Here is a 20,066-nt window from a genome sequence, read left to right on the forward strand (position 1 = left end):
TTCCAGCAAGCTAAAATAAAGACTAAAATAAAGAAGTGAAAAAAGGATTCACTTCAGCTTCTCGAGGATTATGGCCGGGCAAACCTTGGTGACGCCGTTGAGTTTACCTATCCTGTTGGAGATTATGTCCGAAAGGTCCTCTCCGTCCTTGGCCCAGACCTCGGCCATTATCATGTGGTCGCCGCTCGTGAGGTAGACGTTCCTCACGAACTCGAACTCCTTGAGCTTGTTTGCGACCTCGAATATCTTCTCGGGGAGTGTGTCAACCCCGGTAAGGCTGACGAGGTTGTAACCGAGCTTCGACGGATCAACCACGATGGTGTACTGTCGTATAACCCCTGCCTCCTCGAGAGCCTTGACCCTCTTCCTGACGGCCGTCTCGCTGATGCCCAGTACCTTCGCTATCTCCGTGAACGGAGTGCGGGCATCTTTGGTGAGCATGTCGATTATAATCTTGTCCCTTTCATCAAGCATTTTTTCATCACCTCTATCCAATGTTATGCAGACCAAGTATATTAAGTTTTTGAACTTATCGGTTCTAAAGCTAAACCTTGAGTTTAAGTTTGACAACCACTTCAACGTGGGGAGTGTGAGGGAACATGTCGAGACCAACTGCCCCTTCCACAGAGTACTTTCCGGACAGCTCCTCCAAGTTCAGTTTAAGGGTCTTTGGATTGCAGGAGACGTAAACGATGGTCTGCGGTTCATCTTTTAAGATTTTCCTAATCAGCTTTGGATGCAAGCCCGCTCTCGGCGGATCGAGGATTATCGTGTCGTATTTCGCCAAGTTCTCGACGTCTTTGTCCTCTCCAACCACAAAGGTTGCATCAACTCTGTTCAGCTCCGCGTTCCTGTTGGCCATCTCCACCGCGAAGGGGTTAATCTCGATGCCCTCAACGGTAAAGCCCCTCTTCGCAAGGTAAACGCCAAAGGTTCCGACGCCCGAATACAGATCGAGAACCCTCTCACCCTCTACAAGTTTGGAAACCTCCCTGACCAGGTTGACGGCCTGATAGCTGTTGGTCTGGAAGAAGCTGTTGGGGTGGATGAGATATGTAACATCGTCCAGCCTCTCGCGTATGAACTCGCCCTTCCAGAAGCGCTCTACATCGCCGTAGGAGACATCGCTTGGTGTCCTGTTCACGCTCCAGTAGATGGAATCGGCGTAGTCAAAGTAGCTGGGAAACTCCGCCGGGAGGGTCCCCTCAGAGGTCACGAGGTTCACCATGAGCTCGCCCGTAAACTTGCCCTCGCGAATAACTACATACCTCAGAAAGCCCTTGTTTTTGCCTATCTCATAGAGGCTCGGCTTGTGGTCCTCTATAAACTCCCTGAGCGAAAGGAGAACTTTCCTGCTGGTTTTTCCAAAGACGGGACACTCCTCGATGTCCACGACGTTCCACCAGGTGCCCCGCCTTCTGAAGCCAATTCCGTTTGTCGAAATGACAACATCAATACGATTTCTGTGGCCATATATCTCCGGTGAAGGAATAACTTCGACATCAAAACCAAGAATCTCCAAAAGCTTGTCGGATTTGAACTTCAGCTGCTCATCGTATGGAAGGTGCTGCAAGAGACAGCCGCCGCAGGTTCCAAAATACGGGCACTTTGGCTCGGTTCGAATCTCAGAAGGCTCAACTACCTCATAGTCGGTTGCTATCAGGGTTTTTTTCTTTCTCCTCCACCGCCTAACTTCGACGAGGTCGCCTGGAGCGGTGAATGGAACGTGAATTTCCCGTTTATCCAGCCTGACGACACCCAGCCCTTCCAAATCTAGTCTCTCAACGACTCCCCTCATGATTTCTCCTTCAGAGGGGACCTTATAAATCTGCCCTTGAACGAGTGTCAAAGGTCGTTTCGGAAGGTTTATTTAGGAAGAGAAAGTAATAGAATAATGGTGCCGTTAATGTTCGGCAGGCGTAAGGATGTTGTTTACAAAGTCCTCGCCACCAAAAAGAGGGCCGTGGCCCTTCAGAGCCTGAGCGCCGAGCTCGAGACTCCCATGCCCGCGGTTCTTAAAACTGTAAAACAATTAGAATCAGACGGTCTCGTAGAGGTTTTCTACGGTCGGGATAAAGCCTCAATAATGGTGAAAGCAAAGACCATTGAGGATTACATCTGAGGCTTCTTCAATCATTTTTTTAGAATTAAAACACCAAGGAGGCCTAGCCAGTGGTATCAGTAGTCATAACCGGTAGGGGTGGGGCAGGAAAGACCACCATGACAACTAATTTGAGCACTTACTTCTCCAAGAACAACTATAGAACTCTGGTCATAGATGGCGATCTTTATCTCCCAAAGCTCGCCTTCCACTTCGGCATATACAACCCGGTCTACAACCTCCACACCTTGCTAAAGAACCCCGAAATGAGGGTTCTGGATGCGGTCTACCACGACGTCAAAACGGGTGTCGATGTGCTCCCAGGGAGTTCAAAGCTCTACGACGTCCTTGACCTAGACCAGAGGAGGCTCAGAGACATCGTGAGGGAGATCCAAACGAGGTACCAGATCACGGTCATAGATTCACCGGTCGGAATACCCTTTGATACAATTTCGACCTTCAGACTCGCCCAGTACCAGCTAATCATAGTGGAGATAGAGCGCTGTCCGATACACTCGGTTCACAGAATGATAGAAAACGAAGTCATCAAACTGAAGGCCCTCGGAGAGGCCTACGGCCTGAAGGTTGGGGTCATACTCAACAAGGTCAGGGAGTCCTCGCAGAACGTCGACGACATAGTGGAGTTCCTTGAGTACAGTGTTGACATTCCGGTTGTGGGGATAGTGCCCTATGACTACAGGGTTCCAGAGGCAACCAACGAGGGGAGGCCCGTTGTTGACTACGCCCCCCACTCAAAGGCGTCCAAAGCCATAGCCGAGGCGGGCGACATCCTGAACGAGTGGATATTTGGGAAAAAGAAAAAGGAAGGATCCCGCGACAGGCTCTACGTGGCATTACTCTCCCTTTTGCGAGGAAGCAGAATCCCTGCGGGCAAAAAGCTCTGAGACCGTGACGAGCGGGAGGAAAACATACTTCTCTGCTATTTTTTCTTTGGCCCCTTCTTCCCTGTCCACAACAACGCTTATAGCAACAACTTCCGCACCTTCTTTCTCAAGAATCTCTGCCGCCCTGAGAACGCTGCCTCCAGTAGTTGTGACGTCCTCGACCAGGAGAATTCTGTCGCCGGGCTTCACTTCGCCCTCTATCTGCCTACCGGTGCCGTATTCCTTCTTTTTCTTCCTGACGATGATGAGGGGCTTATCCGTTTCGAGGGCTAAGGCAGTGGCTATCGGAACCGCTCCAAGCTCAGGGCCGGCCACCTTATCGAACTCAAGACCCAGCTCCTCGGCCCTCGATTTCATCAGCTTTGCAATGAGCCTCAGTGCCTGTGGATTCGTGATGAGCTTTTTGATGTTGATGTAGTAGTCGCTCTCCTTTCCGGAGGTGAGAACAAAGCGCCCGAAGAGTATAGCCTCCTCCCGAAAGATCATCTCGATGAGCTCGTCCTTCATTCTGGACACCTTCATGTCAATAATTGCGTGGATTCAAGGGGAAGATAGACACGAAGTTTAAAAATCTTAGCGTCAGGTTAATAAGAGATAAAGGAGAGAAAAAATATTATGCTGACCGCTGAGAGGGCTATCGAGTACTACTTCGCGATTGTAGTCATCGTCGGAGGTCTCAGCGTTCTCCTCGGGGTTAAGTACACGCTCAGAACGTGGAGAGACCTTCCGAAGGCTGGATGGCGCGGCAGGAGCTTTGGGCTGGGACTTCTGGCATTGATACTTGCCTCATTCCTCGAGCTCCCCGTTCTTCTCCTTGAGAGCTGGCTGGCGTTGGCTTTTACAGCAGGCTTCATCGAGGAGATTATCAAACTCCTCCCGCTGGGATTCTTCAGGAACTCCCCCGGATGGGAGAAGTGGAAACTCGTGATTGGAACTGGCCTCTTCCTCGGTCTTATGGAGGGCATCCTTTACATAGCCGGAATAATTGCCCTCGGAGAGGATGTATACCTGATCAGTGTTAGGGCGGTTCTCATCGGACTCCACACCGTCTGGGCAGCGATCTCGATAGGTTTCCTGCTGGGTGGAAGTGGCTGGGGAAGGTTCTACGGACTGGCCTTCTCAATGGCGGCACATACCCTCTACGACCTGCCTCCGCTGGCCGTCGTCCAGGGACTGTCTGCCGGGGCGGTGGCGATTTTGGGAGCGGTCTCGACAGCCTTCATGCTCGCCACTCCCTTGATGGCAAAGAGAGCGGCCAGGCTGGCACTGAAGCTCGTTCCAGAGGAAGAGAGTGAAGAAGAAACGGAGGAGCCAACTTCAGAATTCACTTTTTAGCCTTGAACCTCTCCTGGAACTCGTAGAGCTGGGCGATGCGCTCTATCGTGTCGGCCTCTTCAGGACTTTTATCCTCTCTCAGGGCCACGTAGCGCGGGAACCTTAAGGCGAACCCGCTCCTGTACTTCGGACTCCTCTGTATCTCCTGGTAGGTGACCTGGATGACTATCTTCGGCTCAATCTCCACGAACTTGCCCTCGCCGCCGGTGATGAGGGGCTTGAGCATCTTGGTGAACTCAACGAGGTCTTCATCGGTGAAGCCGCTGCCAACCTTCCCGACCGGCACGAACTCACCGCTGTGCGGGTCATAGGCCGCAACCAGGAAGGAGCCGAGCAGGTGCGCCCTTCTTCCCTCGCCCCACTCCGCTCCGATTATGACAAGGTCGAGATCCTCCATGGTGGGCTTTATCTTGAGCCACTTCTTGCCCCTGTTTCCGGGCTCGTAGACGGAATCGAGCCGCTTCGCCATGAGACCCTCGTGGCCGAGTTCAAGGGCATTCTTGTAGAACTTCTCGGCCTCCTCGGCCTTCTTCGTAACCAGCTGCTGGGCAAGCTTGATCTTTTCGCCCTCCTCGATGATTTCTTCGAGCTTAGCTCTTCTCTCGCGGAAGGGTGTGTCGATCAGGGCCTCTCCATCGACGTAGAGGACGTCGAAAAGGTTGAGCTCCAGCGGGATCTTCTCTATCATCTCCTCGATGTTGTATTTCCTCCTGAAGCGCCTGAGGACGTACTGGAAGGGCCTTGGCCTTCCACCCTCACCCACAGCGACAAGCTCGCCCTCAACTATCGCTTTTTCAGGCTTTATGCTCGCCTTTATGGCATCAACGACCTCGGGGATAGAGCGCGTGACGTTCTCCAGCCGTCTGGAGTAGATTACAACCCTGTCGCCGTCCTTGTGAACCTGAACTCTCGCTCCATCGTACTTTATTTCGAATGCCGCCTCGCCGCCCATCTCGAGGAGAGCCTCCTTGACGCTCGCCGCATTCTGGGCGAGCATCGGCCTTATCGGCTTCCCAATCTGAATGTGAACCTTCCCCAGACCATCGTTGCCCTCGAGCTTCGCCACCTTTGCAACGTAGCCGAAGTCGCTCGTGAGCATATAGGCACGCTCAACGAGCTCGGCTTTGACCTTGAAGGCTTCGGCTATGGCATCGCGAAGTATGCCCTCGGCAACGCCCGTCCTCATCATGCCGAGAACAGTTCTCGCTATGTATTTACCCTCTTCCGGCTGGGCGTCCATGAAGATGTTGGCGAGATACTTCAGCTTCCTGTCCTGGCTTCCCTCGCCGCTCGCTTCGGCTATCTTAATGAAAGTCTGATAAACGCGCTTTATCGTGAGCGGCTGGCTGAAGAAGCTCTTCTGCTTCTTTTTCTTTAATGCCAGGGCAACGCTCTCACCCAGATCACCAGTGTCCTTGACGGAGTTCTCTATTTCCCTCTCAGGAACACCGGTTGCCATAGATACGGCCTTTATTAGGAGCTTCTCACCAACACCAAGCTCCCTCTCATCCCAATCGGGGAAGACCTTACCTAGAATCAGGTAGGGAACCACCTCGAGCAGCTCATCTGGAGTTTTCTTCAGAAAGTCGGCCACGAACTTAGTCTTGAGCGTTTTGAGGGTAGTCTTCTCGAGCCTGCGGTAAAGGTCAGAAAGTTCAGCGTATTTCATGTCTCCCATGCTCACCACCAAGGAGAATAGGAAGTAAGGGGATAAAAGACTATCCGACCCACCTGCCAACCTCGGGCTTGCCCGTGAAAACATCGACAACGTCGAACGGAACCTCCAGGTCAGTGAGGATATTCCGAGCTTTTTCAACTTCTTCCGGTTTGATGAGGGCAAACAGACCCCTGCCGAGCATTATCATCGAGCTCGGGTTTGAGATTACTTTGTCTAGCTCTCTGGCTAGTTCAAGGAGCTCGCCGTCCAGCAAACCGGTCCTTTCGGCGAACTCCCTTGCGAGGATCATCATGCGCTCGGGCTTAGGTTCTGCCAGAAGCTTCTCCAGGGCTTTAGAACCCTCGGCTTCTATGGCGTTGATGACGTCCCCATCGAGAACCTCTTTGGTAGAGAGCCTGCCGAGTGGGACGACGAGGACCTTATAGTCCTCGAAGAACAGGTTATCGACCAGGCCTATCCCCGGACCTCCGGCCTTAACCCGAACCTCTATTCCGCCCGCGAGCTGTGCAACGACATCACCTAAGCCACCCTTGTTGAGAACCTCGTGTCTGTGCGCCGTCTGCGCAGCCCTGAGCCACGTCCCACCGAAGGAATAGCTCAGAGCCAGAGCCGTGCCCAGAGCCCCACCGGCACTGTTGCCAAAGCCGTAGCCGTTGGGAAAGTCGAGGTACTGCCATATCTCAACCTCACCTGTGAAATCCATTGGAACGAGCTCTTCAGCGACGGAGTAGCTTATCACGGCCTCGTCCTTCTTCACGGGCTCGCCGTTGAAGGCCACGTGAATGTGCCTCTCGAGCGTTCCGGTTTCAACGCTCACGAAGACGTTTGTGCCCTTTGAGAGGTTAACTCCAGCCCCCAGAGAGCCTGCTTTGAGCGGATCATCGTGAAAGCGCGGGACGAAAAAGGCTGTGATGTGGGCGGGAACGAAAGCTCTAATCAGCATCACTCTCACCTCCAAGAAGAGTCAGTGCCAAGGGCTTAAAAAGATGATAGAAAAAGGAAAAGCTCATTCCTCGGCAACGTAGATGGGCACCTTGCCGTGCGGTATGCCATACTTCTTGCCGTACCACTCGCTGAGGACGTACCACGCACCGACGAGGAGGGCTATACCCAGCGGCAGGAGTATCACCCAGCTCGTAACTCCCAGGGCAAACAGGAGGTACAGCACGCTGCCAATTCCCGCAACTGTGAAGGCATAGGGTATCTGGGTTGTGACGTGGTCTATGTGGTCAGAACCACTGAACATGGAGCTCATGATGGTGGTATCACTGATAGGTGAGCAGTGGTCACCGAAGATGCTTCCGGTAAATGTGGCTCCGATGGTGGCGAAGACTATCTCGTTGACCTGACCGTTGGTAAAGGCCAGGCTGAGCTGGACTCCGAGCGGAACCATTATGGCGAAAGTTCCCCAGCTGGTTCCCGTGGTGAAGGCAACGAACATCGCGGAGAGGAACATTATCAGCGGCATCCATGGTCCGAGGTTCGCCCCAGAGCTGGTCGCAAGGCTGATGACGTAGTCGCCGGTTCCGACGCTTTCAGCGGCGGTTCCAAGGCTCCAAGCAAGGACAAGGATGGTGTTGGCGAAGAGCATCTGCTTCATTCCCCTGACTACTGTGTCCTCCCACTCTTCCACCGTCATTTTCCTCCTGCCCAAAAGCATTATGCTGGCAACGACGACCATTGCGAAGGAGCCCCAGAGGAGTGCTGTTGCAGCGTCGGCCTCACGGAAGGACTCAATGAAACTGTAGTTGAGGAAGTTGACACCGAACGGGTTCTCCAGATCGGTCCACCAGCCGAGATCCTGACTGTAGGCTTCAAGGTTGGCCGCTCCGGTGTACCAGAGACCAAGCATGGAGACGCCGACGAGGACGAGGATCGGAATCACAAAGTCCCAGAGGCTTCCGCCCTCCTTGGGCGTGCCTAGGTCAACCTCGGTGGTCATGAGCGGCTTCGCACCGTCACGGAGGACTTTGCCCTCGGTCCTGGCGCGATATTCCGCCTTCAGCATGGGGCCGTAGTGCCTGTGGGTGTATGCAACGATGAAAACGAGTAGTATTGCCAGTATCGAATAGAACCTGTAGGGAACGCTTGAGAGCCAGGCGTCGTAGGTTCCGTAGACGACGTTGGCACTGTCGAATCCCTTTCCTATCATGAGCAGCTCGTATCCTATCCAAGTTGAGACGAGTGCCAGTCCAGCTACCGGTGCCGCGGTAGAGTCGTCTATGTAAGCGAGCATCTCCCTGGAAACCCTCATCCTGTCGGTTATTGGCCTCATAGTGTTTCCGACGACTATGGTGTTGGTGTAGTCATCGAAGAACACCAGTACACCAAGGATCCATCCGAGGATTGAGGCTCCCCTGCTGCTTTTGACCCTCCTTACCAGGGAAGCCGCCAGCGCGTGGACTGCGCCGGACTTGTAGATAAGTCCGACACCCGCTCCGATCAGGAAGTCAAATATGAGTATCCTGGCGTTCCAGTCGCTTGTAACGCTACTGACAATCCACTCCAGCGTCTGGGTTGTTCCGACCACTGGATTGCCGCCTGCAACCATCACTCCACCAATCCAGACGCCTGCGAACAGCGCTAGGATGACCCTCTTTGTCCAGATAGCTAAGATAATGGCAACCAATGGGGGCAGTAATGCCAACACACCGAAGTCCGACACATTTTCACCTCCTGAGGTGTTTCATGCAAAGGGATACGGGAAGAATATAAAGCTTTCTGTATATCCTTTGTCGTATTGTCGTATTCTCGAAAAATTTTCGGGAACGCTTCCATCCATTAAAGGCTTAGTTACTGCATTCAGGGCAAATTTTATGAATTTCTGCATTAATGGAGACTTTCAAGTACATTAATGCTCACTAATACCATAAAAACCTTTCCCAGAAAAAGCTTCAGAAAAGCGCAATTAAACCTTAAAAAACGCTAAGAAAGAGAAAATCATTCAGAAGAGTAATTGAGAAGTTAAGAAATTTTCACAAAGATTCTCCAGTCAGCTCTCTCAGCTTTTGGAAATCCTTTCTGAGCTCCTCTTTCAGCGCTGGGCGGTAAAGGGCCACGGCCGGGTGGTACATTGGCATTATGACGATTTTTCCAAACAGCGTGTGGGCTTCGAAGGTCTTTCCATGGATTTTGCTTATGGGTTCGACCTCGAAGCCGAACTTCTCGAGTATGTAGCGCATCGAGTGTCTCCCAAGTGGAACGATGACCCTCGGCCTTATGATGTCTATCTGCCTGTCTAGGTATGGTGAGCAGGCCTTTATTTCATCCTCCGTAGGGTCGCGGTTGTCAGGCGGACGGCACTTGACTATGTTCGTAATGTAGACATCATCCCTGCTCAGGCCTATTTCAGCCAGGAGTTCGTCGAGAACCTTTCCGGCCCTTCCGACAAACGGCAGACCCTTCTGATCCTCCCAGTAGCCGGGGGCTTCACCAACGAACATTATTTTGGCGTCGTAGCTTCCAGAGCCGGGTACGGCGTTGGTTCTGAGCTCGCCAAGGGAACACTTCCGGCAGGATTTTATTTTCTCCTCGAGCTTCTTCATCAGCTCTTCCTTGCCCATGGAAACACCTCAGCGCTTAAGTGCGAGCGTCTTCTGAGTGAGATAAGCCTTGAGAAACTCGACCCAGGCGGTGTAGTAGCCCTTCTCGTACTCGTCGCGGAACTCGTGCTCGAGGATTCCCTCAAAGTGCTCGAGCAGCTTCTCAGCCTTCTCCCGGTCATGGTCTCTTATAAGCTGGACTATCAGAGCATCGGGGTCATTATCTTTTATGGCGCTCATGAAGCCGTTTATGGCCTTGCTGTAACCCCTTCCCCACTCGTCGCTCCCGGCCATCTTCTGGAGCTTCTCGAGGTGACCTTTGGCCTTGGTGAAGTCCCTCCTAAGGAGCGCGCGGAGGAACATCTCCATCCTCATCTCTCTCGCCGGCATTCTACCACCGCATTAAGTTTGAGCCTTGGCTTTTAACCCTTCGCCTGCTACCCAAACATGTACCATACCTATGAAGGAAAATCTGCATATTTACGCAAAAGTTTTTATACCTGTGGATTGGAGAAATGACTAGAAGTTGGAGTTGAAGAGGTGAACCCCTATGGCCGAGAGCGTTGGTGAAGTACCCAGCGGCGAAAAAGAGTTCGAGCAACTCACGAGGAGGGTCAGGGATATACTGGAGTTTCCAGAGATAAGCGAGGAAGAGTTTGAGGAAATGTTGAAGAACGCGAGCAGGGCCTACGGTGGGCCGCTGCCGCACAGGACGTACTCCCTCTGTCCCGAGACGAGGAAGGTTGTTCCCGCTTTGATCTGGGAGAAAGATGGAAAGGTCTGGATAACAAAGCGCTGTCCTGAAGGCCTGATCACCGATGTTTATTATGAGAGCGTTGAGCAGTACTACCGCTTCCAGAAGTGGAGGTACGATTTCAATCTCATGAGCTTCAACGTTGAGAATTCAGGTGTCAACTGTCCCTTCGATTGTGGACTCTGCGCCAGGCACCGCTCCCATACCAACCTGCTCAACATCGTTCTGACCAACCGCTGCAACTTGAGCTGCTGGTACTGCTTCTTCTACGCTAAGGAAGGCCAGCCCATCTACGAGCCGACGCTTGAGCAGATCCGCATGATGCTCCGCAATGCAAAGAAGGAGTATCCCATCGGAGCCAACGCCGTCCAGCTCACGGGCGGAGAGCCAACACTGAGGGAGGATCTCATCGAGATCATCAGGATAGCCAAGGAAGAGGGCTACGACCACGTCCAGCTCAACACCGATGGAATCAAGCTCGCCTTTGAGCCAGAGCTGGTCAAGAAGATCAGAGAAGCTGGAGTCAACACGCTCTACCTGAGCTACGATGGAATGACGCCCCAGACCAACTGGAAGAATCACTGGGAGATTCCGCTCATCTTTGAGAACGTTAGGAAGGCCGGCGGACCGGGAATAGTCCTCGTCCCAACCACCATAAGGAACGTCAACGACCACGAGCTCGGCGCCATAATCAACTTCGGCCTCAACCACCTTGACATCGTCCGTGGCGTTAACTTCCAGCCGATTTCCCTCGTTGGAAGGGTTCCCAAGAAGGAGCGCCAGAGGTTCAGGATAACTATTCCGGGGGCAATAAAGCGCATAGAAGAGCAGACCAACGGTGCAATAGCCATAGAGGACTGGTACCCGATACCGATCGCCGGCCACATAGCGAGGTTCTTTGAAGCCTTCACAGGAAGCAAGTACTACATGACGAGCCACTACTGCTGTGGAGCGGCAACCTACATCTTCCTCGACAGGAAAAAGAAGAGGGTAGTGCCGATAAGCAGGTTCCTCGACGTCGAGGGCTTCGTCGAATACCTCGAGACCAAGGCTGACGAGATAGAGAACTGGAAGCACCTTGGAAAGCTCCAGAAGCTCAAGCTCGGAGCTGAGATATTCATCAAGTTCAAGAGCTTCTACGATGAGAAGTACGCGCCGGAGGGACTCGACGTCCTCGACCTCATAAAGAACGCCTTCATGCACGGCAACTACGACGCCCTGGGCAAGTTCCACATCAACGCGCTCTTCCTCGGAATGATGCACTTCATGGACGAGTACAACTACGACGTTGAGAGGGTTGAGCGCTGCGTCATCCACTACGCCCTGCCCGACGGGAGAATAGTGCCATTCTGTACCTTCAACGTGATTCCAGAGCTCTACAGGGACAAGGTGCAGGCACAGTTCAGCTACACCTGGGAGGAGTGGAAGACTCTGCACCCGGACTGGGACTACAAGAAGGACAAGTACGTCAGAACCAAGGAGTTCGTCGAAGAGATGAAGAACAGTGAGCTCTACAGGAAGACCTACATCGAGATAGAGGACTACTTCGGGGTAAACACCAAGGCCTGAGGTGATCGAGATGACCGTGAACGGGGAAAAGAGGCTCACCAAGCTCAGCTTCAAGTTCGGCACCATAGACTGGGAGATGGCAATGGTCAAGCAGTACGAACTCCTGAAGAACGCGGGTGTGTGGAGAGCGTTCATCAACGGCTACTCCAAGAACGGCTTTGTGGTCTTCGACGAGGAGAAGCTGAGCAGGGAGGAACTCCTTGAAAAGCTCAAGGAGCTTGAGCCAGAAGTTGTCGGGGAGGAACACCTAACGGTTGCGGAGCTCCTGGAGTCCAGCCACTCCTGGGGCAATATACTCGGCAGGATGGAGTCCTGAGAGGATAAAAGAAATCAGCGGAGCTCTATTCTCACTTTTCCTTTCATGTCCTCTTTTTCAAGCTCAAAGGACACTATCCCGCTGAAGGAGCTCAAGTCCAGGATGTTCTTTCCGCGCCTCAGCTCGAAGGTCTCTGCGTAAGCCCCAGCCGGGGGAAGCGAGAGGTCGTACTCGTAAACGGTGACCCTGTTGTCGGAGCTGGCATAGAAGACTGCCCTCGGCTCAGTGTAGCCATCGAGCGGAATTCCTCCAAAAGTTCCTGCGCCGAAGTTCCTTGCCATGCTCGGGAGGGCGAGGGGTATGGAGAAGCTCACCGCCGGGGGTCTGTCCTGGAGAATCTTCTCGTCGAGCACGACTATGTCCCTGTTCCCCGTGTCAAATGGGGTGGCCTCGGTTGCCCCGGTATTGGGCGCGGTGTTGGTACCAAGGAGTATTTTTCCATCCACCTTCTCGATGCTCGTTATCCGTGCCCCGAAGGCCCCAACGATTTTCACCATCGGCGGGACTATGTAAACCAGGACGCTGGGACCGGCCACAGTGTTGGTTGTGACCCAGTTGAACTCGTCGGTTGGCAGATAGGCCGCGTCGTGGTGGGCGTTGAAAGCAGTTAGTATCCCACCTCCGACGTTTATCGCGTTCACCCTGAAGGGCGCGTAGAAGGTGCAGAAGTCAAAGAGCCTAAAGAATGTGAAGTCCTCACCCATGAGCGGGTTGCCGGCAAAGAGACCCCCACGGACAAAGGCGAAAGCCCTGTTGTAAGCGGAAGCCATGGCCCCAAGCTCCGGCCTTATGTAGGACCTCCCGTCGACGCTGCTCCCGGGCCTGAAGGCCTCCCATTTCCCAGTTATCAAATCCAGAGCTCTTAACTCCCTCAGCCCCTCAGTGAAGTTGTTGCCGATTCCAAAGAACGCCACGTCATGGACGAGGGTCCCCTTCAGCGAGGGCTCACCTATCAGCGCCTCCGCCTTGCCGGTTCTCCTGTCAAGGGAGTAAACGCCGAGGTTGGCGTGACCGTCTTCCCTCGCGAGCAGAAGTCTATCACCGTAGGGGTCGTAGAGAATATCACTTATCTCCCCGGCCCAGTCGGTCTCGTGGTGGATTGAATCCTTCCATAGGAGCCGTATAGAGTCGTTCTCAGTATCGTAAACGTGAACATGAGAGTACTTGTTGACAAAGCTTATGGTGCGGTTCTTGTAAATGGCCGGAGCGTGAACCCAGCCGCCGAAGTAGATGAACTCATCGACTCCCGTTACGGCGTTGTAGGTATCTCCTCCGCTCGTGGGCCCTTCCCCGACAAGGGTGAAGTCGTAGGTTTTTTCCTCGCCGTCCCTCACGAAGTGAGCCTCGGCCTCGAAGGCCAAGGTGTAGTAGAGCACGCCGTTGTGATATTTAAGGCCGAATATTCCACCACTGCCCCATTCGGGGCCGTAACGCGGGGGGAAGCGGTAGTTCTTCAGCTCCATGATATCACCGGGGTTGAATATAGCTTCCCCCTTATTGGACTTTCGGGAGACTTTTATACCCCATCACCGTAGGGGAAACCATGTATCGCGGGCTGGCGATAATCTTCGGCTTCTTCCTCATGGGCGAGTGGCTGAGCGAAACCCTCAGTCTCTCAATCCCGGGAAGCGTTCTCGGGATGCTCCTGCTGCTCGGCGCACTTCTCAGCGGGGCGATAAAGCTCGAATGGATCGAGAACGAAGCGGAACTCTTCGTCAGGAACATGAGCATCCTCTTCATCCCGCCGGGAGTCGGCATAGTGACGTACCTCGGCCTGATAAAGAGCCAGGCGGTGCCGATATTCGGGGCGCTCCTCATCAGCTTCATTGTAACAATCCTGGCAACGGCGAAAACGGTTGAGCTGATAAGGGGGAGGAAAGGGGGCGATACCGGATGAATCCCTTCGGAATAACGCTCACTCTGGTTGTATTCTACATCTTCTCGGAGCTTCACAATAGGAGGAAGGCATTCTATACAAACCCGGTTCTTCTGTCGATACTCACGATAGCACTCATCATCAAAGCTGAGGGAATTACTTACGACTACTACATGGACAGCGCCAGGATACTCAGCTTCCTCCTCGGACCGGCAGTTGTTAGTTTAGCGGTTCCAGTTTACAAGGGAAGGGAGACTATAAGGGCCTACGCCAAGGAGATAACCATGGGGATAGTCGTCGGAGGAACGATAGCTATACTCAGCGCCTTCTACATGGCGAAGCTCCTCGGGGGAAGCGAGGAGGTTCTGCTCAGCATAGCGCCGAAGAGCGTCACAACAGCGATAGCGATAGGGATAAGCGAAAAGATAGGCGGCCTTCCAGCTTTGACGGCCGTTCTGGTGATCCTGACGGGAATCCTCGGCAATGCCATAGGAGTCGAGCTGCTGAACACGGTAAGGATAAAAGATAGAATAGCGAGAGGGTTAGCCATGGGTGTAACTTCCCACGGCCTCGGAACGGCTAGGATAATCCTCGACGACGAGCTGGCCGGAGCGGTGAGCGGATTGGCTATGGCCCTTAACGGCGTCTTCACGTCTCTAGTGCTTCCCTATCTCATCGAACTCCTCAAGTAGGCACTCGCTTATCCTAAGCCTGTCCCTGGCGTCGAGGAAGAGTGTGAAGTCCCTCTTGGCTATCCTGTCCGAGATTGGAGCATGCTCGACGAGGAAGGCTATGACCTCGGCCGTGCTGTACGGAACCTTAATTTGGAGCTCGTCCGCCTTCTTGAAGAGCTTGTCGGGGACTGTGAAGATGTCCTCACCCTTCCTGACCTCAACACTTATCTTTGAGTTTATCTGCTCCCAGATGATGATGGTGTTCCTTGCCCTTTCGATCTTCTCAAGGGCCCTCCTCTCGAGAATGCTTATGTTGGCCCTGCTCGTGCCTAAGAGCTCTGCTATCTCGCTCTGCTTGAGTCCCCTCGCGCGCAAACGGAGGATCTTAATCTGCTGCTCCGTGAGGAAGCTCTTACTCCCCATTTTAAACACCTGAGTTTAACACGTATCAAAAGGTTAAAACTTTTTCCATTCAAATGCCAGACTCCAACGTAATCTAGGAAGAGACAGCAAGAATTCCCAGCCAGATTATCCCTCCAGAAAAGCCACGAGAATTCTGGTGGTCCCGCGGCCCGGATTTGAACCGGGGACCTGCGGATCTACAGTCCGCCGCCGCTCCCAGGCTAGGCTACCGCGGGACCCTACAGCCAGCCCGTTCCATAATGCCCCGGGTAGGTTTATAAATTTTTCTCCCGACTTAACCTCGGTGAGAGCATGAAGCTTTACGAACCCATAACGCTCGCAATGCCGCTCGCGAAGTGGATAGGAGACTTCATAAGGGAGAACGGCCGCCTGCCAGAGGGTAAAAACGTTAGAGAAACCATGAGGAGTTTCGGCCTCGAGGAGATCTGTCTGGACAGAGGTCTAGCCGTTTACAGGGGTCGCTTTTTAATTGCGCTGGTCTTCCCGAGGAACGAGAATCTCGTCATCGACGTAATATCGTCCAGCGGAGAGCTGAGCGACGCGCTTGAGGTGATAGCCTACCACGACAAAAAGATAGAGACCTTCGTGGTGGAGATACTGCCGACCAACGACCTTGAATACGAGGGCAACATCGGCATCGAGCCGACAATCATAGACGAGGAGAGCCTTGAGCTCGAGAGCAGCCCGGTTCTGGGCCACTTTGAGGAGGACGAGGAAGGGATGTTCCTGGTGATAGACGGTGAGACCTACGAGCGCTGGAAGGAGGAGGACGATATTCACACCTGCCCAATATGCGGCGGCGAGCTGGCCTGGCGCAAGGAGAAGGCCTACTGTGCAGACTGCGGTTACGGGGTTAAGGTGGTGAGAAAATGAGCCGTATTGTTAAGGCCCAGCTTGTTAAGTACTCCCACCTCGCTCACGAGAGGGGACTTACGGCGGCCTTCGGCGGGAATCTGAGCATCAGACAGGGGGATCTGATCTTTATCAAAGCAACCGGGGCCGTCATGGACGACATGACGAGGGAGCAGGTGGCGGTAATCGACATGAACGGAAAACAGCTGTCAGCTATTAGACCCTCCTCCGAGTACAGGCTCCACCTGGCGATCTACCGCGAGAGACCGGACGTCAAGGCTATAGCTCACCTCCACCCGCCGTATTCCATAATAGCCTCGACCATGCTCGAGGTGGAACTCCCGATAATAACGCCCGAGGCGGAGCTGTACCTCAGAAGGATACCGATTGTACCCTTTAGGCCTGCCGGAACGGAGGAGCTGGCAGAGGCCGTCACAGAAGTCATATGCCAGTCAGATGCAGTTCTGATGGAAAAGCACGGCATCGTCACCGTCGGGAAGAGCCTGAGGGAAGCATTCTACAAGGCCGAACTGGTTGAGGAGAGCGCAAAGCTGTGGTATCTGCTCAGAAAATGATTATCAAACACACGGAAGAAGAGAACCCTCAAAACGCAGGAAATGAGCGGGAAAAGTAAAAGCGCTCACTTAACCTGCTCAAGGGCTCCGAGGACCTCCCAGATGATGGTCCTCGTGTGCATAGGCATGTTCGGATCCTCGCTAATCTCCTCGAGGATGGCTATCGCGTCGGCGGCCCTGACGGCCGGCTCCTTGCTCTCGTCGAGGAGGACCTCTATGGCCTGCTCGGCGGCTCTCCTAATGTTCCTCGGAACGACAGTGTCCTGGACGACCTGCTCCTTGAGAACCTGCACAATCTGGTGAATCAGCTCGCTCATTCTATCACCCCCTTTTCTAAAGAATTGTTACTAAAATCTCCTCGGGTTATCTTAAGCTTTCCTAACTAAAAAACTTTTCGGTTAACGTCGAAACTAAAGAAGGAAAATCAGTACTCGACCCCCCTCCTCGCAAGGATGCCCCTCTGATAGGGGTGCTTTATCTCCCTCATCTCGGTGACGTAGTCAGCTAACTCGAAGAGCTCCTCCGGGCAGTAGCGGCCGGTGATGACGAGCTCGGTGTGGGGTGCTTTGCTCTTAATGAGCTCCTTGACTTCCTCGACGTCGAGCATGCCGAAGCCCAGAGCGACGCAGAGCTCATCGAGGATTACCAAGTCCCACTCTCCGCTCGAGACAACTTCCTTCGCGCGCTGAAGGGCTTTCTTGGCAGCTTCTATGTCGTCGGGCTCGGGTTTGCCGTGGACGAACTTCGGTAACCCAAAGGACTCTATGACCGCCCCGCACTCTGCTATCTTCTTCTGCTCTCCGTAAACGTTCCCGGCCTTCATGAACTGGAGTATTATCACCTTCCCACCGGAGCCGAGCATTCTCACCGCGAGGCCAAAAGCGGCCGTCGTCTTCCCCTTTCCGTTGCCGGTGTATATGTGAACTAAGCCAAGCTTGTCTTTCCAGGCCATGTGGATTCACCGGGTGGATATAATCGCCAGGGTTTTTAGGGGTTTGGATGAAAGTGGTAAGATTAATGCATCTCCACCAAAATGTGAGCCTCCAGACCCTGTCACTTCGCGTTTCTTTTCACTTCCAGGGCAATGTTCACTCCTGTGGCTTTCGCAAGCTCATGGAACACAGCAACTGCCCTATTCCCATCTTCGGGGAGATATAAATACCAGTTCCCGATCTTCGCAACCGCATTCCAGTACTTTTGGGAAACAGTGGGAGCTTTTGAGAGATATTTTCCAATTACCGGAAAGTCCTTCACTCCCATATCCAGCAGGAAGCGCACCACGACAGAGGTAATACTGCTCCAGGTGAGTTTGAGTCCTCTCCACCTCTTTCCATGACTTATCTCAACTCTGTACCACTTGCCATTAATTTGGACAAACACTGCCGTTGGGGTATACCCCCTTAAATCTCTTCCAATAAGCTCTTCCACAGCAACTGCCGAAGGTGGCAACTGGACTTCGCGGGCTGAGACGTAGAGGGTTCTGAAATTGTGATCCTGAGCTGAGGGTAACCTCTGGAGTATTGGCTTCTGTATCACTGGGACAGACACTTGGGTGGGTATCCTTGAGTATTCAGATGGAATGTCCCGATAATTAGTAATTTTCTCCTTTGAGAACCAGCGGAGCCTCTCGATGGCTTCCTCTGTGCTCTGGTTCATTAAGTCCACAGCAAGAATAATTCTTTCATCAACAGGTTTGTACTCCTCAAAGGCATTTATTAAGGCCCACTGGAGGCCATTCGTCAGGATTCCAATCCTAATTCCCTTGTCGAAACAGTATCCGGCAAGCTGTCTCGCGTGTTTTGAGTTAATCCTCCCGTCCCTGAAGATTCTCTCCTTGACACTCTTCGCTTCGAGAAACGCAACGATTCTGCCGTTTATCATAATGGCATAATCTGGCCGGCCCTCCTCTGTGCTGGTCTCGGGCATGACCTCATCCGGATCAAAGACGTCCCAACCAAGGGCCATAAGGATTGGCAGGATTAAGTGTTGTTTTGTGGACTCCTCGTTAGGGATTTTACCGCTAATCTTTTTGACCCTTTCAATGATTTCAAGCAAATCCACAGTACCACCTCTCTTGCCCAACATTCCTTATCGGCAGAAGACAAATCAAAGTTGAAGGGGTCAAACCCCTGCCCTCTTCAAAATCTCCCTATACTCGTCCTCTTTGATGTATCTTCCCGAGACCGCGATGAACCGCTTCGGCTTGACGACCTTCGGGTACTTCCGTATGTTCTTCAGCTTGACCACCATCCATGGCCTCGGCCTTCTTCCCCTTGAGTGCCACTTCGCCCTGTCGCGCTCGTACTTTCTGAGCTCCTCTGGAGTGAGGAAAAGCTCGTCTTTGTACTTCTTGATAATATCCTCAACATTCGTGAAGTGCTCGACGCTCTCGACCTCTGCCTCGCCGTGCCAGCCCTGATCCTCGTGGGAGGCATAAAAGACCAGCTTCATGCCTGGTTTGAGCCTGAGCGTTGAAGGCTTGACGAAGACAGTCTTTCCCTCATCGAGTATTCGCTTCAAAAGCGGCCTCGGCACGGGGAAGGTTGCACCGATGACCTCTTCACTCCTTGTCATCGTTTTCACCGAAGGTACTTCAGCCCTAATCCTTAAGGGATTTACTGCCCAAATGAGTCGTAACGTTAAAAAGACGCGGGAGAAGAGGAATTGGGGTTTGCCACAGTGGGACAGGGAACCCTAATAATTGCCATTGACAAAGAAGTTTCAGCCGTCGCAATAATTAGTGTGCCGTACCAATACCTCGATAAAGTCACGGACGAGTTCTCTGAAATCAAACACATAAAAGAGATGGAGGGCAACAGGGACAAATACCTGAAGGAGTACTTCAAACCCATTCTGGAAAAAGTTCTGGACAAGTATCCCATTGAGATCAGGTATTACCTCAAGGTCGACCATTACTTCTGGGAGGACCTTGAATATCTCTCCAAGTGGGGACTCGAACTCATCGTGGACGACGGCCTGTGGACAGCCGTGAAGGACAGGTTCGGGGGTACTCAAGTATCACTTGTTAAAGAGGGAGAGATAAGAAAGCGCATTCGAGAGCTCAAGAAAAGACTCAGGGAAGCAAAGCGGAGGAAAGACACATTGGAAGAAGATGAAATCATGAGAGAGCTAAAAATCGAAAGAAGGAGACGCATCTTAATAACGATCGCCGACAATTACCTCCACTTGAAAAAGCGTGGTATTGGTCCCATACGCAGACAGAAGAACAGAAAACATTAAAAGCGACAGAAACCGCCTGCTCCACCGCCCCCTCATACCCCATTCCGGGGTCGTGACGGGGAACAGGCGAGAGATTCTCGTTAACGTTACTGTCTCCAGTCCCATTTAGGGTGAATCCCCTAATAAAGATTTCGTCTGTGACTATACTTAGGGCGTTACCCGATGTATCGCCCATTATCAAAAGGTATTTATTGCAGGGCGTGTTAAATTGCCCGGGTGTGAATAA

At 52.9% G+C, this 20,066-nt stretch carries 24 protein-coding genes and 1 tRNA gene; 10 read left to right on the forward strand and 15 right to left on the reverse strand.

Annotated features, from left to right (window positions below; translation table 11 throughout):
- Positions 1-48 precede the first annotated feature (48 nt).
- Positions 49-474 carry an HTH-type transcriptional regulator LrpA gene (gene lrpA / locus E3E26_RS01740; RefSeq protein ID WP_167899637.1) on the reverse strand — a complete coding sequence of 142 codons (426 nt, stop codon included), beginning with the start codon at positions 472-474 and terminating at the stop codon, positions 49-51.
- Between the two features lie 70 nt (positions 475-544).
- Positions 545-1,798, reverse strand: a complete 1,254-nt coding sequence (gene rlmD, locus E3E26_RS01745; protein WP_167899638.1) for a 23S rRNA (uracil(1939)-C(5))-methyltransferase RlmD — start codon at positions 1,796-1,798, stop codon at positions 545-547.
- A gap of 108 nt (positions 1,799-1,906) precedes the next feature.
- On the opposite strand from rlmD, the gene E3E26_RS01750 reads away from it, so the two are divergent.
- On the forward strand, positions 1,907-2,122 hold the full coding sequence (locus E3E26_RS01750; protein WP_167710965.1) for a helix-turn-helix transcriptional regulator: 216 nt from the start codon (positions 1,907-1,909) through the stop codon (positions 2,120-2,122).
- Positions 2,123-2,172: 50 nt separating this feature from the next.
- On the forward strand, positions 2,173-3,006 hold the full coding sequence (locus E3E26_RS01755; RefSeq protein WP_167899639.1) for a MinD/ParA family protein: 834 nt from the start codon (positions 2,173-2,175) through the stop codon (positions 3,004-3,006).
- Here E3E26_RS01755 and pyrE read toward each other — a convergent pair.
- A complete protein-coding gene (gene pyrE / locus E3E26_RS01760; RefSeq protein ID WP_167899640.1) occupies positions 2,956-3,513 on the reverse strand; it encodes an orotate phosphoribosyltransferase in 558 nt (185 codons plus the stop codon). The genes E3E26_RS01755 and pyrE overlap by 51 nt on opposite strands.
- Before the next feature lie 108 nt (positions 3,514-3,621).
- On the opposite strand from pyrE, the gene E3E26_RS01765 reads away from it, so the two are divergent.
- Positions 3,622-4,341 carry a hypothetical protein gene (locus E3E26_RS01765; RefSeq protein WP_167899641.1) on the forward strand — a complete coding sequence of 240 codons (720 nt, stop codon included), beginning with the start codon at positions 3,622-3,624 and terminating at the stop codon, positions 4,339-4,341.
- Here E3E26_RS01765 and E3E26_RS01770 read toward each other — a convergent pair.
- The 5 genes from E3E26_RS01770 to E3E26_RS01790 form a co-directional block, all read right to left on the reverse strand.
- Complete coding sequence (locus tag E3E26_RS01770) at positions 4,331-6,010, reverse strand: ATP-dependent DNA ligase (protein WP_167900099.1); 1,680 nt, start codon at positions 6,008-6,010, stop codon at positions 4,331-4,333. The genes E3E26_RS01765 and E3E26_RS01770 overlap by 11 nt on opposite strands.
- Before the next feature lie 49 nt (positions 6,011-6,059).
- Positions 6,060-6,962 (reverse strand): pantoate kinase, encoded by a 903-nt coding sequence (locus tag E3E26_RS01775; protein WP_167899642.1) that lies wholly within the window; start codon positions 6,960-6,962, stop codon positions 6,060-6,062.
- Between the two features lie 63 nt (positions 6,963-7,025).
- Entirely contained in the window at positions 7,026-8,684 is a 1,659-nt protein-coding gene (locus tag E3E26_RS01780) for a Na+/H+ antiporter NhaC family protein (RefSeq protein WP_167899643.1), read from the reverse strand.
- 310 nt (positions 8,685-8,994) lie between these two features.
- Positions 8,995-9,582, reverse strand: a complete 588-nt coding sequence (gene udg, locus E3E26_RS01785; RefSeq protein WP_167899644.1) for a type-4 uracil-DNA glycosylase — start codon at positions 9,580-9,582, stop codon at positions 8,995-8,997.
- 9 nt (positions 9,583-9,591) lie between these two features.
- A complete protein-coding gene (locus tag E3E26_RS01790) occupies positions 9,592-9,951 on the reverse strand; it encodes a hypothetical protein (protein WP_167899645.1) in 360 nt (119 codons plus the stop codon).
- A 160-nt stretch (positions 9,952-10,111) separates the two neighbouring features.
- Here E3E26_RS01790 and tes point away from each other — a divergent pair, with 160 nt between their 5' ends.
- The gene (gene tes, locus E3E26_RS01795; protein WP_167899646.1) at positions 10,112-11,884 is read left to right on the forward strand and encodes a tetraether lipid synthase Tes; all 1,773 of its coding nucleotides are present in this window, start codon (positions 10,112-10,114) and stop codon (positions 11,882-11,884) included.
- A 10-nt stretch (positions 11,885-11,894) separates the two neighbouring features.
- Complete coding sequence (locus E3E26_RS01800) at positions 11,895-12,200, forward strand: DUF3213 domain-containing protein (protein WP_167899647.1); 306 nt, start codon at positions 11,895-11,897, stop codon at positions 12,198-12,200.
- A gap of 14 nt (positions 12,201-12,214) precedes the next feature.
- On the opposite strand, the gene E3E26_RS01805 is transcribed toward E3E26_RS01800, so the two are convergent.
- Entirely contained in the window at positions 12,215-13,663 is a 1,449-nt protein-coding gene (locus tag E3E26_RS01805; RefSeq protein WP_167899648.1) for a DUF2139 domain-containing protein, read from the reverse strand.
- 80 nt (positions 13,664-13,743) lie between these two features.
- Here E3E26_RS01805 and E3E26_RS01810 point away from each other — a divergent pair, with 80 nt between their 5' ends.
- On the forward strand, positions 13,744-14,097 hold the full coding sequence (locus tag E3E26_RS01810; RefSeq protein WP_167899649.1) for a CidA/LrgA family protein: 354 nt from the start codon (positions 13,744-13,746) through the stop codon (positions 14,095-14,097).
- Positions 14,094-14,768, forward strand: a complete 675-nt coding sequence (locus E3E26_RS01815; protein WP_167899650.1) for a CidB/LrgB family autolysis modulator — start codon at positions 14,094-14,096, stop codon at positions 14,766-14,768. The genes E3E26_RS01810 and E3E26_RS01815 overlap by 4 nt, the downstream gene beginning before the upstream one ends.
- Here E3E26_RS01815 and E3E26_RS01820 read toward each other — a convergent pair.
- On the reverse strand, positions 14,733-15,173 hold the full coding sequence (locus tag E3E26_RS01820) for a Tfx family DNA-binding protein (RefSeq protein ID WP_167899651.1): 441 nt from the start codon (positions 15,171-15,173) through the stop codon (positions 14,733-14,735). The genes E3E26_RS01815 and E3E26_RS01820 overlap by 36 nt on opposite strands.
- A gap of 137 nt (positions 15,174-15,310) precedes the next feature.
- Positions 15,311-15,388: transfer RNA gene (locus E3E26_RS01825), tRNA-Tyr, on the reverse strand.
- A 76-nt stretch (positions 15,389-15,464) separates the two neighbouring features.
- Between E3E26_RS01825 and E3E26_RS01830 the strand changes: the two genes are divergently transcribed.
- Positions 15,465-16,046: a hypothetical protein gene (locus tag E3E26_RS01830; RefSeq protein ID WP_167899652.1), complete on the forward strand. Its 582-nt coding sequence runs from the start codon at positions 15,465-15,467 to the stop codon at positions 16,044-16,046.
- Entirely contained in the window at positions 16,043-16,600 is a 558-nt protein-coding gene (locus E3E26_RS01835; RefSeq protein WP_167899653.1) for an aldolase, read from the forward strand. Before E3E26_RS01830 ends, E3E26_RS01835 begins: the two co-directional genes overlap by 4 nt.
- A gap of 65 nt (positions 16,601-16,665) precedes the next feature.
- On the opposite strand, the gene E3E26_RS01840 is transcribed toward E3E26_RS01835, so the two are convergent.
- From E3E26_RS01840 to E3E26_RS01855, 4 genes are all read right to left on the reverse strand, one after another.
- Complete coding sequence (locus E3E26_RS01840; RefSeq protein ID WP_012572490.1) at positions 16,666-16,917, reverse strand: UPF0147 family protein; 252 nt, start codon at positions 16,915-16,917, stop codon at positions 16,666-16,668.
- 107 nt (positions 16,918-17,024) lie between these two features.
- Positions 17,025-17,552: a cob(I)yrinic acid a,c-diamide adenosyltransferase gene (gene cobO / locus E3E26_RS01845; RefSeq protein WP_167899654.1), complete on the reverse strand. Its 528-nt coding sequence runs from the start codon at positions 17,550-17,552 to the stop codon at positions 17,025-17,027.
- Between the two features lie 101 nt (positions 17,553-17,653).
- A complete protein-coding gene (locus E3E26_RS01850) occupies positions 17,654-18,661 on the reverse strand; it encodes a type I restriction endonuclease (RefSeq protein WP_167899655.1) in 1,008 nt (335 codons plus the stop codon).
- Between the two features lie 60 nt (positions 18,662-18,721).
- A complete protein-coding gene (locus E3E26_RS01855) occupies positions 18,722-19,174 on the reverse strand; it encodes a DUF365 domain-containing protein (RefSeq protein WP_167900100.1) in 453 nt (150 codons plus the stop codon).
- Between the two features lie 105 nt (positions 19,175-19,279).
- Between E3E26_RS01855 and E3E26_RS01860 the strand changes: the two genes are divergently transcribed.
- Positions 19,280-19,840, forward strand: coding sequence for a hypothetical protein (locus tag E3E26_RS01860; RefSeq protein WP_058937733.1), 561 nt, complete (start codon positions 19,280-19,282; stop codon positions 19,838-19,840).
- Positions 19,841-20,066: the final 226 nt, after the last annotated feature.

Origin of the sequence: Thermococcus sp. LS1 (assembly GCF_012027395.1) — an archaeon.
GTDB lineage: Archaea > Methanobacteriota_B > Thermococci > Thermococcales > Thermococcaceae > Thermococcus.